General features: G+C 36.9%; 13 protein-coding genes. 5 read left to right on the top strand and 8 right to left on the bottom strand.

Annotation, left to right across the window (positions count from 1 at the left end):
* Window positions 1-55 precede the first annotated feature (55 nt).
* Complete coding sequence (locus ASF10_RS18150) at window positions 56-2,455, top strand: ATP-dependent helicase (protein WP_082472466.1); 2,400 nt, start codon at window positions 56-58, stop codon at window positions 2,453-2,455.
* Between the two features lie 12 nt (window positions 2,456-2,467).
* Here the strand turns inward: ASF10_RS18150 and ASF10_RS18145 are convergent, their stop codons facing one another.
* The 5 genes from ASF10_RS18145 to ASF10_RS18125 all read right to left on the bottom strand — a co-directional run bounded on the left by ASF10_RS18145 (window position 2,468) and on the right by ASF10_RS18125 (window position 8,313).
* On the bottom strand, window positions 2,468-3,910 hold the full coding sequence (locus ASF10_RS18145) for a DHA2 family efflux MFS transporter permease subunit (protein ID WP_082472465.1): 1,443 nt from the start codon (window positions 3,908-3,910) through the stop codon (window positions 2,468-2,470).
* 63 nt (window positions 3,911-3,973) lie between these two features.
* Complete coding sequence (locus ASF10_RS18140; RefSeq protein ID WP_056252102.1) at window positions 3,974-4,498, bottom strand: PPC domain-containing DNA-binding protein; 525 nt, start codon at window positions 4,496-4,498, stop codon at window positions 3,974-3,976.
* 52 nt (window positions 4,499-4,550) lie between these two features.
* Window positions 4,551-6,788, bottom strand: coding sequence for a xanthine dehydrogenase family protein molybdopterin-binding subunit (locus ASF10_RS18135; protein ID WP_056252098.1), 2,238 nt, complete (start codon window positions 6,786-6,788; stop codon window positions 4,551-4,553).
* Between the two features lie 27 nt (window positions 6,789-6,815).
* Window positions 6,816-7,835, bottom strand: coding sequence for an FAD binding domain-containing protein (locus ASF10_RS18130; RefSeq protein ID WP_056252097.1), 1,020 nt, complete (start codon window positions 7,833-7,835; stop codon window positions 6,816-6,818).
* On the bottom strand, window positions 7,828-8,313 hold the full coding sequence (locus tag ASF10_RS18125) for a (2Fe-2S)-binding protein (RefSeq protein ID WP_056252094.1): 486 nt from the start codon (window positions 8,311-8,313) through the stop codon (window positions 7,828-7,830). Before ASF10_RS18125 ends, ASF10_RS18130 begins: the two co-directional genes overlap by 8 nt.
* A 335-nt stretch (window positions 8,314-8,648) precedes the next feature.
* Here ASF10_RS18125 and ASF10_RS18120 point away from each other — a divergent pair, with 335 nt between their 5' ends.
* From ASF10_RS18120 to ASF10_RS18105, 4 genes are read left to right on the top strand one after another with little or no spacing between them, the layout of a single operon-like run.
* Window positions 8,649-10,112, top strand: coding sequence for an FAD-dependent oxidoreductase (locus ASF10_RS18120; protein WP_056252093.1), 1,464 nt, complete (start codon window positions 8,649-8,651; stop codon window positions 10,110-10,112).
* 46 nt (window positions 10,113-10,158) lie between these two features.
* A complete protein-coding gene (locus ASF10_RS18115; RefSeq protein ID WP_056252090.1) occupies window positions 10,159-11,040 on the top strand; it encodes an AraC family transcriptional regulator in 882 nt (293 codons plus the stop codon).
* Between the two features lie 59 nt (window positions 11,041-11,099).
* On the top strand, window positions 11,100-11,906 hold the full coding sequence (locus tag ASF10_RS18110) for an inositol monophosphatase family protein (RefSeq protein ID WP_056252087.1): 807 nt from the start codon (window positions 11,100-11,102) through the stop codon (window positions 11,904-11,906).
* Window position 11,907: 1 nt separating this feature from the next.
* Entirely contained in the window at window positions 11,908-12,534 is a 627-nt protein-coding gene (locus ASF10_RS18105) for an NAD(P)-dependent oxidoreductase (RefSeq protein ID WP_056252085.1), read from the top strand.
* A 161-nt stretch (window positions 12,535-12,695) separates the two neighbouring features.
* Here the strand turns inward: ASF10_RS18105 and ASF10_RS18100 are convergent, their stop codons facing one another.
* From ASF10_RS18100 to ASF10_RS18090, 3 genes are all read right to left on the bottom strand, one after another.
* Window positions 12,696-14,090 (bottom strand): aldehyde dehydrogenase family protein, encoded by a 1,395-nt coding sequence (locus ASF10_RS18100; protein WP_056252082.1) that lies wholly within the window; start codon window positions 14,088-14,090, stop codon window positions 12,696-12,698.
* Between the two features lie 100 nt (window positions 14,091-14,190).
* Window positions 14,191-14,493, bottom strand: coding sequence for a putative quinol monooxygenase (locus ASF10_RS18095; protein ID WP_056252079.1), 303 nt, complete (start codon window positions 14,491-14,493; stop codon window positions 14,191-14,193).
* 95 nt (window positions 14,494-14,588) lie between these two features.
* Window positions 14,589-15,377, bottom strand: coding sequence for a type 1 glutamine amidotransferase domain-containing protein (locus tag ASF10_RS18090; RefSeq protein ID WP_198529605.1), 789 nt, complete (start codon window positions 15,375-15,377; stop codon window positions 14,589-14,591).
* Window positions 15,378-15,488: the final 111 nt, after the last annotated feature.

The raw sequence follows: 15,488 nt of genomic DNA, 5'->3' as shown, positions 1-15,488 counted from the left end.
ATTTATTTTAACTGTCATTATTTTCAAAACAAAACATCTCTTATAATTATCAAAAATGACTGATCCGATTTTAGAAAATCTTAACGCCCAACAACTTCAGGCTGTTAAAACTACCGAAGGTTATGTACGTGTTATTGCCGGAGCAGGATCAGGAAAAACGAAAGCCCTGACATCTAGATTTGCTTATATCGTAAACCGACTGGGAATAAATTCGTCGAATATTCTTTGTGTGACTTTTACGAATAAAGCGGCACAGGAAATGAAAAAAAGAGTAAAAGCCATTATTGGTGATACTTTTGATGTAAGCCTTATTACCACGTATCACGGTTTTTGCGTGCGATTTCTACGCGAGGAAATCAACAAAATTCATTATCCTAAAAATTTTATTATTCTGGATACCGAAGACCAAAAAACCATTTTACGCGATGTTTTTACAGAACTCGATATAAACTCTAAACATTTGACTTTTAAACAGGTGCTTCAGTTTATTTCGAAATCAAAAAGTACGTCAGATTATCTTAGTTATATTCTGGACAATAAAGCTTTTGAAGATCAGGAAACCGAAAATTTATCGTTGAAAGTATTTCATAGGTATCTGGACAAACAGAAACGTAATTATGCTTTAGATTTTGATGATCTCATACATTTTACGGTTTATATCTTAAACTCTTTTAAGGAAGTGCTCCTTAAATGGCAAAAGAATATGCATTATATACAAGTCGATGAAGCTCAGGATAGTTCTGACAGTCAGTTTGAACTTGTAGAAATGCTTTCGCGAATTCATAAAAATTTATTTGTGGTGGGAGATCCTGATCAGACTATTTATGAATGGCGAGGTGCAAAACCGGAATATCTGGTAGATTTTGATAAGATGTTTCCGGATTGTGAAACTATTATCATGAATCAAAATTACCGTTCTACGCCCAATATCCTGAAAGTAGGAAATCATATTATTAAAAATAATAAAATAAGGGTTGCCAAAGATATGATTACCGAAAAACCGGAAGGTTTTGAAGTGGTGCATTTTCATGGAAAAAATGATTTTGAAGAAGCTTTATGGGTTGCCAATGAAATCAAGGATATTATTAAAACCGATAATGCCAAATATTCTGATATTACAATTTTGTATCGTGCCAATCATATTTCAAGAAATATTGAGCAATGCCTGATTAAGGAAAACATCCCCTATTCTATTTTTGGCGGAATAAAATTCTTTGAAAGAAAAGAAATAAAAGATGTTTTATCGCTTTTAAGGCTGATTGTTTTGGGAGATAATATTTCGTTTTTGCGAATGTTCAATCATCCTACGAGAGGTCTTGGCAAAAAATTTCTGGAGCGTCTGAACTATATTGGACGCGAACAGAATCTTTCTCTTCTGGTAGCGCTGAAAAGAAATATAGAAGATAAGGAATTAGCCAAAAAAGGAGCCATTGAATTTTTGGCTTTACTGGATGAATTAAAACAATTGTCGCAAACCAAATCAATATCTGATCTTGTAAAAGATATTCTGGAAAAAAGCGGTCTGGCTGAACTTTACAGAAAAGACGGCGATGAGGACCGACTCGAAAATATTAAGGAACTGGTAAGTTCTATGCTAATTCTGGAAAAAGAAAATAACGGCGCCATAAATATCGAAGAATACCTGCAGGAAGTTTCCTTGTATACGGATCTGGATACGAATAATGAAAATCAGGACAAGGTAAAATTAATGACGATCCATATCTCAAAAGGTCTCGAATTTCCGTATGTGTTTCTCTGCGGATTCACAGAAAGTGTTTTACCAAGTGCAATGTCTATTAAAGAAAGACGAAAACGTGCCATAGAAGAAGAAAGAAGGCTTACTTATGTGGCCGTAACCAGAGCCGAAAAACGATTTTATATCACAGACTCTGAAGGTTTTAATTTTACAACGGGCCTTAATAAATATCCGTCCCGTTTTCTATTTGAAATTAGTGAAGAGTTTTATATCCGAAAAGGGAAATTAAGTCAGGAAATTATCGACAGCAGCAAACAGCAATCAAACAATATTAGAGCTGAAAACGACACGAATTTTAGCGTTGGCGATTTGGTGATGCATGAGGTATGGAAAAAAGGAAAAGTTACCGGGGTCAATCCCGATAAAAATGAATATATCATTGATTTCTTCGAAATTGGCAAGGAGAAACCAATCGATTTTTCTTTTCAGTTTCTAACAAAAATACCGAATGAAGAAAACGATTCTATTGCTGTAAATACAGATAAACAAAAAGCTGCCAGAGATTTTGAATTGCATTTAAAAGCACAGGAAAATCCTTTTGAAGAAAATAACACCGAAATAAACCCTAAAATAGAAACCGTCGAGGAACTTCAAATAATTGAAACTGTAAAACCGGAGCCCAAAATTGATTTTGACTCAGAAAGTGAAACAGAAAATTCTTCTGACATGGATAAAAAATGGTGGAAATTTTGGGATTAAAGTCCTCTGTTTTTAATCTGTATATTCTTCTCCATCGGTTTTGCTTAATCTGGAGAATGTAATACTCGAAAAAATGGTAAAAACAGCCAGCGTTATAAAAGTATACTGAAAGGCGTGTTTGGTATTCATTTCGAAAATACCGGACTGAAATAACGATAATACAAGACTTGCCACAGATACCCCAAAACTTACTGATAATTGCTGCATGATTACCAGCATTGTATTTCCGCCGCTTGCCGTATTCTGATCCAGATCAGCAAGTGTTATGGTATTCATGGCAGACATTTGTATCGAAGTAAAGATTCCGTAAAAAACCATAAGAACGATATAATATCCAAGCGGTGTCTCTTTTTCTACAAATCCCAGTACAATCAAAATAACGCCCAGCATTATCGTATTGCTTATGAGCACGTTTCTATAGCCCATAAATTTTATAATGCGAACCATAAACGGTTTGATTGCGACGTTTGCCAAAGCCGAAGGCAACAATAAAAGCCCGGATACTGATGCAGAATATCCAAAACTAGTCTGAAGCATTAAAGGCAATAATAGCGGCAATCCGCCAATACCAAGCCTTGTGATCAAACTGCCTGTTAAACCTATTTTGAGTGTTCTTATATTAAGCAATCGTAAGTCTATAATAGGTTTTTCGGTTTTTTTATAGTGAATAAAATAAAACACAGAAAGTAATCCTGACAAGAATAACAAGCCCAGAATAAGCATAATATGCATTCGGCCTCTGCCAATAAGTTCCAGAACCATGGTAATAAATATCAGCGCGAGACTAAAGTAAATTAAGCCCCTGAAATCAAACCTGCCAACGGCGTGTTTAAAGTTCGGCATGATTTTGTACGCCATAGAAATCCCGATAATCCCAATGGGAACATTGACTAAAAATATCCAGTGCCACGAGAAATTATCAGATAAAAATCCGCCCAGACTTGGTCCAACGACCATTCCCAACAAACCAAAAACCGTTATAAAGTTCATCGTTTTTAATAATTCTTTCTTGGGATATTGATATAAAATGGCAAGCCTTGCGACAGGAACCATCATTGACGCGCCAATTGCCTGCACAACTCTGGCAAGGTTAAACGTGGTTAAATCTACAGAAAGTGCACAAAGCAACGAACCGGTAACAAATAAACCAACAGCGATCATGAACATTGTTCTTGTGCCAAATTTATCTGCCAGCCATCCTGATAACGGAATAAACATGGCGAGCGTAAGCGTATAAGTAACGATAACAGAATGCATTTGTGTAGGCGAATAGGCCATATCACGCGCTATTGACGGAAGTGAGGTATTTAAAATTGTACCATCAAGGGATTGAATAAACATTGCTACAGCAGTAACCCAAGGCAGAAGATGTACAGCATTTTTCTCTTTTTGCTCTGTTTTAATTATCTCTTTTATATTGGTTTCTGTAGTATTGGTTTCTGTTTTATTTATCATATTATAAGTAGTCGAAGCCTGAATGAATCACGCTCTTTTTCAGTATTTGAAATTCGCGTTTTCCTAATTCAAACAAGGCAGCTGCAGTACATTGGCGTTTAATGGCTGTTCTATTTTTCTTTGAAGTTTTTGCTGATTCACAGTGATGTATATTTCCATGGAACCTGTTCCTACTTTAAGCCCAAGAATATGTCCGCCATAGGCATCAAATTTGTCATCAGTGGCAATTCCGTGAATGTGTAAAGATGGTTTATCTTCATTCCAGGCAATAGAACCCGTCAGATTTCCCATTTCGACTTTACTGAAGGTTTTTGGGTTGAATTTCTTTTGGCTAAAATCATAAAAACCAAATGTAACTTCCTGTGCAAAACCAATACCGGTAAAGTTTGCCGAAGGAATTTGCTGTTCTTTTGCCAGATTTTCGATTAATGCAAGTACATTATCACCTTCTCGCAAAACCATCAAATAACCGTATGAAGTTTTGGTATAACGGCATTTCTGGCTGTCGTCTTTTTGTTGTGCACTTACTAAATTTACTGCCAGACAAAGCATTGCTCCGGCTATTATTTTTTTTGATAGTAAAAACATATGGATTTAATTTTAAAATTTATTCAGATCTGATGTTTAAAATTTTAACGCATTACAAAAGTTTGTCAAAATGAATTGGTAAATCATTTATGCGTTTTCCTGTGGCGTGAAAAATGGCATTTGCAATTGCCGGAGGCATTCCAACCACTCCAATTTCTCCAACACCTTTTACACCAAGATCATTTACAAAAGTATCATTTTCTTCCACAAAAATCACATTCAGATCATGAATATCCGCATGAACCGGAATATGATATTCGGCTAAATTTTGGTTCATGTATTTTCCAAATTTATGATCGGTAATTGTTTCTTCGTGTAAAGTTTTGCTGATTCCCCAGATCATTCCTCCTAAAATCTGACTTTCTGCCGTTTTTGGATTTATAATTTTTCCTGCTGCAACGGCTGTTACTGCTCTTTTTACTTCGATAACACCTAATTCTTCATCTACCTCAACCTCAACAAAAACGGCACTATGAACCGCTCTGGCTTTTTTTCCGTATTGCAACGGATTTGGCATTGAAGTATTGGTTGTTTTAATTTCCTTTCCTTCATTTACAGCAAAAATCGCTTCTACATTAATTTTGATTTCGGGATTGTTTTTTACTGTTATAAAGCCTTCATTAAAAATTACATCTTTAAATTTCATTTCCCTTAAAACAGAATCTCTTAGATATTTGGCTTTTCTAAATAGTTTTTCATTTAGTGCTTTACACGCTGCTTTTACAGCAGGTCCAACTGTTGCCGTGGTAAAAGAACCTCCTTGTATAGGCGCAAACGGCATTTTGCTATCAGCAAATGAAAACGTAATATCTTCAATAGGTAATCCCAATTCGTCTGCCGCGATTTGCGTCATTATCGTCAGGGTTCCTGTTCCAATATCTGTAACGGCACTTTTTATTTCTACTTTTCCATCGCTTGTCATAATGGCTTGAGCACGCGCCAGAAGTCTGTTAGCGTCCCAAATTCCCGTTGCCATTCCGTAACCAACCAATTTGTTGCCGCGTTTCATGCTTCGTGGTTCGGGGTTTCTATTACTCCATCCAAATTTTTCAGCACCTTCCAGATAGCAATTTCTAAGTTCTTTACTGGAGTATTCTTTGTCTGAACTTTTATCTTTTTCAGAATAATTAATCAGTCGCAATTCTACCGGATCTATATTTAATTTATAAGCCAGATCATCCATCGTAATTTCTATGGCATGCATTCCTGTGCTTCCGCCGGGAGCACGCATATCCAGAGGAGAATATACATCTAACGGAATAAGTTTGTGTTCCAGTAAGGTGTTTTCTGCGGGATAAAGCATATTTGCCCAGTTTACTACAATTTCTACATAATCTTCAAATTTCGAGGTCTCGCCTATTGCTTTGTGATATATGGCATTTACTTTTCCGTTTTTTTCGGCTCCAAACTTTGTAAACTGCAATGTTGGCGGTCTGTGTCCAAAAGTAAACATTTGGGCACGATCTAAAGTAACCCTAACATTTCGTTTTAATTTAAGCGATGCCATTACTGCCATAAAAAGCTGGTATTGTGGTCGTAATCCAGATCCAAAAGCACCGCCAACAAATGGCGATATAACCTGAACGTTTTTCATTTTTAACCCAAAAACATTTGCCACATACATCTGGGAATTAATTGTTCCCTGCGTTTTGTCGTATATTTTTAATTTGTCTTTTCCTTCGTAAATAACGGTCGTTGCAAACATTTCCATTGGATTATGATGTTCTGTGCCGTGTTTAAATTCTCCTGTACTCTGAACAAAAGAGTTTTGAAATGCTTCTTCAAAATTACCCGTAGGTTTTGGCGGAGGCGGTTTAAGCATAGAAGCAAGACCTTTTTTAGGGTCTCTCGCCTTATTTATATTGGATTGCAGGTCTGTTTCAAATTCCTCTTCGACATAAGCCAGCTTAATTTTGGTGGCGGCATATCGTGCCATTTCAAAAGTTTCTGCTACAACAAGTGCAATGGGCTGACCGTTGCATTTTATCTCATTGTCTTTTAGAGGTTTAAAAACCGTTCCGGGAGGCGCGTCCATATCTGCATATTGAAAATCAAACCAAGCTGTTGAAGGTCTGTTTTCGTGGGTAAAAACCTCAATTACTCCTTTCAGGTCTTTTGCATCTGTTGTATCTATAACGGCTATTTTACCTTTTGTAATCGTACTGTTTACAACATAACCGTATAATAAATCCTGCGCCTCGTATTCTCCTGCATATTTTGCGCTTCCTGTTACTTTGAGACGGCCTTCTAAACGACTTATCGGTTTGCCTATTGAGGGTAATTTTGTCATTTTTACAATTTTAATGTGATAGTAACTTTATAATGATGGTTTTGCACCCGGACGTTGCGATTCTGGATTTAATGCCATAAGACAATTGCGTATAATCGCTCTTTTTGCCAGTTCAATCTTAAACGCATTGTGTTCGTAACCTTTTGCGCCTTGCAATAAAATATGGGCTGCGGCAGTAAAGTTTTCGCGTGTTGGTTCTTTATCATTCAAAAAATCTTCGGCTTCAGCGACGCGCCAGGGTTTGTGCGCCACTCCGCCCAATGCAATTCTCGCTTCTTTGATAATTCCGTTTTCAATCTCCAAACCTGTCGCTACGGCTACCAGTGCAAAAGAATACGAACTTCTGTCCCTCAATTTTAGATACGAGTAGTTTTTCTCAAATCCCTGAGGCGGAAGATCAATACTGGTGATTACTTCTCCATGTTTAAGATTATTATCAATATTGGGCGTATCTCCGGGAAGTCGGTGAAATTCGGCGAAAGCCAGATTCCTTTCTCCATCCGGTCCCATTATATTTACAGTTGCATTCAAAGCTGCTAAAGCCACGCACATATCCGAAGGAAAAACGGCAATGCAATTTTCGCTTTGTCCCAAAATAGCATGAATCCTGTTATATCCCTGAATTGCTGAGCATCCGGAACCGGGTTCGCGTTTATTGCAAGGTGTATTTATATCATAAAAATAATAACATCTGGTGCGCTGCAAGAGGTTACCGCCATTGGTTGCCATGTTTCTAATTTGCGCAGATGCTCCTGCAAGTATCGCTTTTGACAATAATGGATAACGCTCTTCTATAATTGGATCATAGGCCGTGTCTGCATTTGTATGAAAAGCACCGAGTCTAACGCCGCCATTATCAAGACGGATTATAGCATTATTTTCGTGAATGGGGTTTATATCTACAAGTTTATCTGCTTTTGTAATAAAATATTTCACGAGATCATTTATATTGGTTCCTCCTGCTACAATTTTGTTTCGAATATCTCCATCGAGTTGTGAGATTGCCTGAGTTACATTTGAAACTTTAGCGTACGAAAAGTTATTCATGATAACCTCCTTCCTTTACTTCCATAATGGCATTTATGATTCCTCTATTGGCGCCGCATCTGCAAAGATTACCGCTCATTAATTCCTGAACATCTTCTCTTGTTTTTGCTTTCCCTTCTTTGAGCATTCCAATAGCGCTGCAAATTTGTCCGGGCGTACAATAACCACACTGAAAAGCGTCGTGTTCAATAAAAGCTTTCTGGATTGGATGCAGGTTTTCGCCATCAGCAACACCTTCTATGGTTGTAATTTCAGACCCGTCTTTCATAACAGCAAGCGTTAAACAGCTCAATATTCTTTTGCCGTCAACAATAACTGTACAAGCGCCACATTGTCCGTGATCACATCCTTTTTTGGTTCCTGTAAGATGAAGTTCTTCCCGAAGAATATCGAGTAAGGAAACCCACGGTAACGTTTTTATTTGATAACTGGCATCATTAACTTTTAAGGTTATTTGATGCGTCTCTTCTGATTCCATATGATGACTTTTTTTATAAATAAAAAAGGGCTTTTTACTGATAATTTCGATAACTTAAATTTACCGAATTACCTTATGGAAAGATTTACAGTATTTTTTATTCTTATTACACAACTCCAACCATAAATTTCAGGGAGAAATGCAGTTGTAAAAAAGTGTTTGGCAATAGTTATCTACTAAGCTTGTAATGCATTTTCTCGTAAAATTATAAGGCATTTTGTACTGGCAATCTTTTGTCTTAAATTTGCGCGGCTTCGTGTTACCGCTTTTTAGATCCGGCATTAATTGCATCGTCTAATTTTTCTATAAAGTGAAGTCAGGATTAAATCAATAAAATGGAAGTAAAAAAAGGGAAAAATGAAGACGGAAGCTGGACTATTTGTGAGGAATGTCAGGGTCGCGGTAAAAAAAGCCGCAGACTCAGCAAGAAAGTCCGGCTTAACTACCAGATAGCTTTAGATCAATTCGAAAAAATGCAAGGCGAAGGAACAGCTCCGGTTCGTCCTAAAAGTCCTTTGTATTCCTGCGAGAATTGTCAGGGATCAGGATTGATACGTGCTGCCGAATCTCCTGTAGCAGATCATGAAAATTATCCGCATGTTGCCATTATTGGAGGCGGTATTGGAGGCGTTGCCCTTGCGGTTGCGTGTTTGCACCGCGGAATTCCCTTTACACTTTTTGAACGTGATACGCACTTTGATGCCAGATCTCAGGGATATGGACTTACTTTGCAGCAAGCCAGTAAAGCGATCGAAGGATTAGGTATTTTTTCATTGGCAGACGGTGTCGTTTCAACAAGACACCTGGTTCATACTACAGAAGGAAAAGTAATTGGAGAATGGGGAATTAGAAAATGGCTGCAATCAGAATCAAAAATGACTGCAAAACGAACTAATATACACATTGCGCGACAATCTTTGCGCTTGGCCTTACTGGAACAATTGGGCGGACATAATGCTGTAAAATGGGATCATCAATTGATCGATTTTAAGGAAACTGACACTGAAAATGTTGAACTGAAATTTCAGGTAAACGGAGAAATAAAAAGCTACAACGCAGATCTTGTTGTTGGCGCTGACGGCATTCGCAGTTCTGTACGCAGATTGCTGATTGGCGAGGATATTACTCCCTTGCGTTATCTGGGCTGCATTGTAATATTGGGGATTTGTCCTTTAAGCGTTCTCGAAAATCTTAATAGTCCGTTATTGGATTCTGCTACTGTATTTCAAACTGCGAATGGTAACGAAAGAATCTACATAATGCCTTATACATCAGACTCTGTAATGTGGCAGCTTAGTTTTCCTATGTCAGAAAACGAAGCTAAAGCATTAAGTGCATTGGGACCTCAGGCACTTAAGGAAGAAGCGTGTCGCAGAACACAATGGCACGATCCTATTCCGCAAATTTTAGCCGCGACTCGTGAAGCTCAGGTTTCCGGATATCCGGTATACGACCGTGAATTGCCAGAATTGGAATTACTGAATAAAAGCGGAAATGCAACCCTGATTGGCGACGCAGCGCACCCAATGAGTCCGTTTAAAGGGCAAGGCGCTAATCAGGCATTGCTGGATGCACTTACTTTGGCTCGCGGAATTTTAAAAGGATGCAGACCATTATCGCAATGGAGAAAAGCCGGAATTAGAGAAAGTGTATTAACTGCATTCGAATCAGAAATGTTAGAACGAAGTGCCGTAAAAGTTAAAGATTCAGCCGATGCTGCTCAGTTTCTGCATTCAGAAATTGTACTTTATGAAGGTGATGAACCAAGAGGACGCTGCTTAAAGAAAAAAGAGGTGTAAGCACATCAATTTAATCTAATTTTGTACTAAATAGAACGTAATACTTTTGAAAAATCAAAACCAAAATATTAAACAATACGAACTTCCCTCTTTTGCAAAGGCGGGAATTATAATTGTTAATATGGAGGATAAAAAAGCAGAAACTCACGAAATCTCAAAACCACACAGGGACAATCATTGCCAATTGATGCTTGCCATAAACGGAGAATTTAAACTAAATATTGATTTTGAAATTATTGAGTTCAATAAACCTGCTTTAGTTTGTATTTTTCCTGAAGAAGTGCATCACATTATCGAAGTAAAAAATCCAAAAGGATGGATGATTAGTTTTGATCCGTCACTGGTTAATAAGGAAGTACTGCAGCTTTTAGAAAACAAAATCAATAATCCGTTTTTACCGCAACCGGAATCTGCTTTTTTCAATCAACTTGTTATCCTGATGGATCTCATTGAAAAAGTACAGTCTGAGAACACGAATAATTATATTCAAAAAACGATTCATTTCTTGCTAAATAGTCTTTTGAGTTTGATTGCCGGTGAAATCATTACTAATTTACCGCTTGAAAAAGAGAAAGAAAATCGCAGTATTATCATTAAGGAGAGTTTTATAAAACTCACAAAAGAACATTATAAAACCTGGAAACAGCCTGCACAATATGCATCGGCACTTTCTATCTCGTCCGCACATTTAAACGATACTGTAAAAGCGATAACCGGAAGTCCTGTTTCTGTTCATATTCAGGAAGCATCAATTATGGAAGCTAAAAGACTGTTGTATTTTACAGATAATACGGTCAGGGAAATTGCTTATGAAGTGGGTTACGATGAACCTGTATATTTTGGAAAACTGTTTAAAAAAGTAACAAACCTCACTCCTCTTGAATTTCGAAAAAAATTCCGTGATCAGGACTATCCTTCCCTTCATTAAAACTATCATTCAGGACGTACCCGTAAGTAGCTTTGCATTGTAATTAATACTATAATAATATGCAAAACGAAATCAATATTCTTCTCATACTCGATGCAGTACGAAAAGTAGGTAACGTCTTTTTGAAAGACTACAAGCAAAATTCCATACCACAAACTATGGATGAACTCTTAAAACAATTAGAAGATATCGATACATTGTGTCTCACTTCTTTAAAGGAGGATTTATCTCCGGAATTCCCAAATACGCCGTGGCATATAGGAGATGAATTTGACACCAATTCTCAAAGAAATCCCGCAGAACAAGAAGAATACTGGCTTTGTGATGCCATGGATGGCGCGATACAATATCTTCAGCATATTGCAGGATGGACAATAAATCTGGCGCTTATTCGCAACGGAAAACCTTTTTTTGCTGTAATCTATGATCCGTTGGCAAATGAAATTTTTTGGGCAAAAGACGGTGAAGGCGCTTTTATGAATGGAGAATCATTGACTATTAGCCGCAAAACAGATCCGGCGGTTATGCTTGCGGTTTTTGATTACGGACATCAGGATAAATCCAATAATAATTTGAATGAAAAAATTGGTGCTACGGTTACTAAACTGTTGGGAAATTTTGGGATTGTTAGAAATTATGGTCCACACGGATTGCAATTGGCATATGTTGGCGCAGGAAGAATTGATTTGTTTGTTCAGGAAGATATCGATACTTATAACTGGATTGCCGGTTTGCTTATCGCCAAAGAATCAGGTGCCGAAATCCTGACCACAACCGGAAGTTCATGGAAATGGGGAAGCGAAAGTTTACTGGTTGCACCAAAAAGCATCACTGAAAAATATCTGCAAATAAAATCTACAATCTAAAATGAATATAGCAATTATAGGAGCCGGAGCAGGAATTGGGTTAGAATCTGTTTTGAAAGCACTCAAAAACGGACATATCGTAACGGCATTATCTACTAATACAGACCAAATCCCCAATCATCCTAATTTAATAAAAATCAATGGCAGTGCAACATCGCCCGCAGATTTAAAAAACGCCATCAAAGGTTCTGATGCTGTGCTTATAACTGTTGGGACAAAAAATAAAAAAGCCACTACTCTATTTTCTGATATTGCGGTTGCATTGCTAAAAGTAGCTGACGAATTGAATTTCTCTTCACCAGTTTTGGTTATTACCGGTTTTGGAGCGGGAGAAAGTAAAGGATTTCTAAGCTTTTTTATGAAAACGGTCATTTCGTTATTTCTGAAAGAGCAATACGCCAACAAAACCATAATGGAAGAACTGATTACAAAAAGCAATCTAAAATGGGAAATCGTACGCCCGGGAATGCTTACAAATGCTGAAGCAACCTCATCTTATAAGGTATTACCTATTTTACAAAAAGGAATGAAAGTTACAAAGATTTCAAGATCAGATGTTGCTCATTATTTAATTAATGAAGCCGAAAACCCAAAGATGTTGTATCAATATGTTGCTTTAACGAATTAATTTAAAATAGGTTGGTGTTATTTTTACCGCAAAGGGCGCTAAGTTTTTTAATAGATTGTGCTGACAAACACAAAGAACGCAAAGCTTTGCGTTCTTTGTGTTTTATTAAAATCCTGCATGATAAAATCTTTGCGCGCTTTGCGGTAAATTTTTATTTTAATTTATAATGATTTACTTTTAAAAACCATCATTTTCTCTCTGAGCATATCTTCTATTGTATAAGAGATTCCTCCCATTCCCAAACCTGAAGAATCCCTGCCGCCAAATGGCATCCAGTCTACTCTAAAAGCGGTATTATCATTGACCATAACTGCTGTAGCATTTAGTTTCTTTGCAGTATCTAAGGCAATATCTATATTTTTTGTAAAAACAGCCGCCTGAAAATGTACCTCTAATGCATTGGCTCTTTTTATGGCTTCTTCCCTATCTGTAAAAGAATAAATACAAACCACAGGACCAAAAATTTCATTGGTCGATACTTTAGAATCTTCAGATGGGTTAAATAAAACTGTTGGTTCAAAACAAGTATCAGAAATTCGTTTTCCGCCTGTAATTAGTTTAGCTCCGCGTGCGATGGCTTCATTCACCCATTCCTCAACACGATCCACTTCTTTTGGCGTAATAAGCGAACCTACATCTGTTGTTTTTTCAAACGGATTACCCACAATTAATTTATTGGTTGCCTGTGAAAATTGCTCTATAAAACGATCACAAATTTCTTCGTTGACGTAAATTTTCTGTACAGAAACACAAACCTGTCCGGCGTGATAAAAACCACCTTTTACCAAATCCGGAATCATCTCGCTAAAATCAGCGTCGCTTTCGACAATTACGGGTGCTGCACCGCCATGTTCTAAGGCACATCTGGTTCCTGGAGATAATTTGCTTTTTAAATACCAGCCTACTTTTGCTGAACCAATAAAGGTTAAAAAATGAACTCTGCGGTCGGTAACCAATAATTCTGCGACTTGATTGTCACATAAAACGACTTGCAGCCATCCGGCAGGTAATCCGGCTTCTTTTAGAATATCTGCGAGTGCAAGACCTGATAATGGCGTACTGCTTGACGGTTTGAATATTACAGGACAACCCGCTGCAATAGCCGTTGCAATTTGATGCACCGCTAAATTTAAAGGATGATTGAACGCACTAACGGCAGCAACAACGCCTATAGGTTCTTTTGATGTAAAAGCAATACGGTTTACAGATGCTTCTGTAAGTCCCATTGGTATTTGTTCGCCTTTGATTTGAGAGATGTGTTCTGCTGCCAGTTTTACCCCTTTAATCGCTCTGATTATTTCTGCTTTCGAATCTTTATAAGGTTTTCCGCCTTCGCTTATTGCCAGATGTATTAATTCCTCGCTTCTTTCGTTCATGATCGAAGCTGTTTTTTCTAATATTTCGATCCTTTTATAAGCCGGAATCCAGCCGGATTGATCATTAAATAAAGTATAAGCAGTATTTAGTATTGTTTCAACATCGTTTGTATCGATCATTGGTAATTCTTTTACCGGACTCTGATCGTATGGGAATATTATTTTTGTTGTCTTTTCCATAATTATTTTAATATAAGCTTAAATTTAGTCAAATTATCCCTGATTACAATGTGATTTCATTCAAAAATCAAATCATCAAATCATGAAACAATACAATAATCTATTCTAAAAGCGTCGCTAAAATAATTTCTCTTTTTTCTAATAAAGGAACAATTTTACCCAAAACCAATTCCTGAAAATAAGTCGAATTTCTATGATCTGCCACTGCAGCTTCATTTGTATATCCTTCAAATAAGACTAAAGTATCTGCATCTGAATTGCTTTGGTGAATTTTATAAAACAGGTTTCCCTTTTCTTTTAGGCTTTCTTCCTGAACTATTTTCATTAGGTTTAAAACGTTTGTAAGCTGCCCTTCTTTAATTTTCCATGTAGCAAAAACATGAACCGGATTTTGATTTTCCATTTTTATATTTTTTAAAATTATACTAAGTTAATTATTTGTTTTTTAGTGAATCTATTGATCTTCTTATGCGAAAGAAGACCAATAGAATCAGGATATTACTTTTTAGAAGATTCTAAAATAACAATCATTTTTTCAGCAACTCCTTTTGCCGAAGCAGGATTTTGACCTGTAACCAGATTACCATCAGCAATACTGTGAGCTGACCATATTGCTGCTGCATGAAATTTTGCGCCTTGTTTAGTTAACGCAGTTTCTAATAAAAAAGGTACATCAGCAATAGCGTAACCTCTTTCTTCTTCATCTGTAAACGAAGTGATATTTTTATCTTTTACCAGATAGTTTCCGTTGCTTAGTTTTACATTTAATAATGCTACCGGACCGTGACACACTGCTCCTACAACTGCATTGCGTTCGTAGGTTTCTTTTATTACTTTTTTAAGCAGTTCGTTTTCCGGCATATCAACCATTGGCGCTAATCCGCCGGGTACAAAAATAGCATCATATTTACTAACCTCCACATTTGATAATTTAACTGCTTTTTGCATTGCTTCCCATCCTTTTCCGGTTAGAAATGAAAGATTGTCGGGATCATTTGCCAGATTAAGGGCGTCTAAATAAGGCGTATCTCCTGTTAAGCTGGCGAAATCTATTTGGTAATTTGCTTTGTCGAATTCAGCATAAGGATGTGCTACTTCAGGTAAAAAGATTCCGGTTCTTCTGTTGTTTGGTCCAATTGCATTGGCATTAGACACAATAATTAAAATTCTCTTGTTCATTTTTGTTTCGTTTTTAAGGGTTGTTTTTTGTGATGTGTTTTCTTTTTGGTTTTGTGCATACGAAGAAAAAAAGGCAATTGCCGCTGTTAGGATCATAAGTCTTTTCATTATTATAATTTTTAGGTTGTTATGAATTATTTACAAGGCAAATTTATGCCGGCTCTCCTCTTCAATACGAGGAGGAAAGTCACAAAAAAAGTGTGACGGAAATCACACTTT

This window comes from Flavobacterium sp. Leaf82 (assembly GCF_001422725.1).
Classification (GTDB): Bacteria; Bacteroidota; Bacteroidia; order Flavobacteriales; family Flavobacteriaceae; genus Flavobacterium.
This window is presented reverse-complemented; position numbering and strand designations above follow the sequence as displayed.

Bases quoted from the DNA above. Each gene is read 5' to 3' on its own strand.
- ASF10_RS18150 (WP_082472466.1), top strand. From the start codon at position 56: ATGACTGATCCGATTTTAGAAAATCTTAACGCCCAACAACTTCAGGCT.
- ASF10_RS18145 (WP_082472465.1), bottom strand. From the start codon at position 3,910: ATGATAAATAAAACAGAAACCAATACTACAGAAACCAATATAAAAGAG.
- ASF10_RS18140 (WP_056252102.1), bottom strand. From the start codon at position 4,498: ATGTTTTTACTATCAAAAAAAATAATAGCCGGAGCAATGCTTTGTCTG.
- ASF10_RS18135 (WP_056252098.1), bottom strand. From the start codon at position 6,788: ATGACAAAATTACCCTCAATAGGCAAACCGATAAGTCGTTTAGAAGGC.
- ASF10_RS18130 (WP_056252097.1), bottom strand. From the start codon at position 7,835: ATGAATAACTTTTCGTACGCTAAAGTTTCAAATGTAACTCAGGCAATC.
- ASF10_RS18125 (WP_056252094.1), bottom strand. From the start codon at position 8,313: ATGGAATCAGAAGAGACGCATCAAATAACCTTAAAAGTTAATGATGCC.
- ASF10_RS18120 (WP_056252093.1), top strand. From the start codon at position 8,649: ATGGAAGTAAAAAAAGGGAAAAATGAAGACGGAAGCTGGACTATTTGT.
- ASF10_RS18110 (WP_056252087.1), top strand. From the start codon at position 11,100: ATGCAAAACGAAATCAATATTCTTCTCATACTCGATGCAGTACGAAAA.
- ASF10_RS18105 (WP_056252085.1), top strand. From the start codon at position 11,908: ATGAATATAGCAATTATAGGAGCCGGAGCAGGAATTGGGTTAGAATCT.
- ASF10_RS18100 (WP_056252082.1), bottom strand. From the start codon at position 14,090: ATGGAAAAGACAACAAAAATAATATTCCCATACGATCAGAGTCCGGTA.
- ASF10_RS18095 (WP_056252079.1), bottom strand. From the start codon at position 14,493: ATGGAAAATCAAAATCCGGTTCATGTTTTTGCTACATGGAAAATTAAA.
- ASF10_RS18090 (WP_198529605.1), bottom strand. From the start codon at position 15,377: ATGAAAAGACTTATGATCCTAACAGCGGCAATTGCCTTTTTTTCTTCG.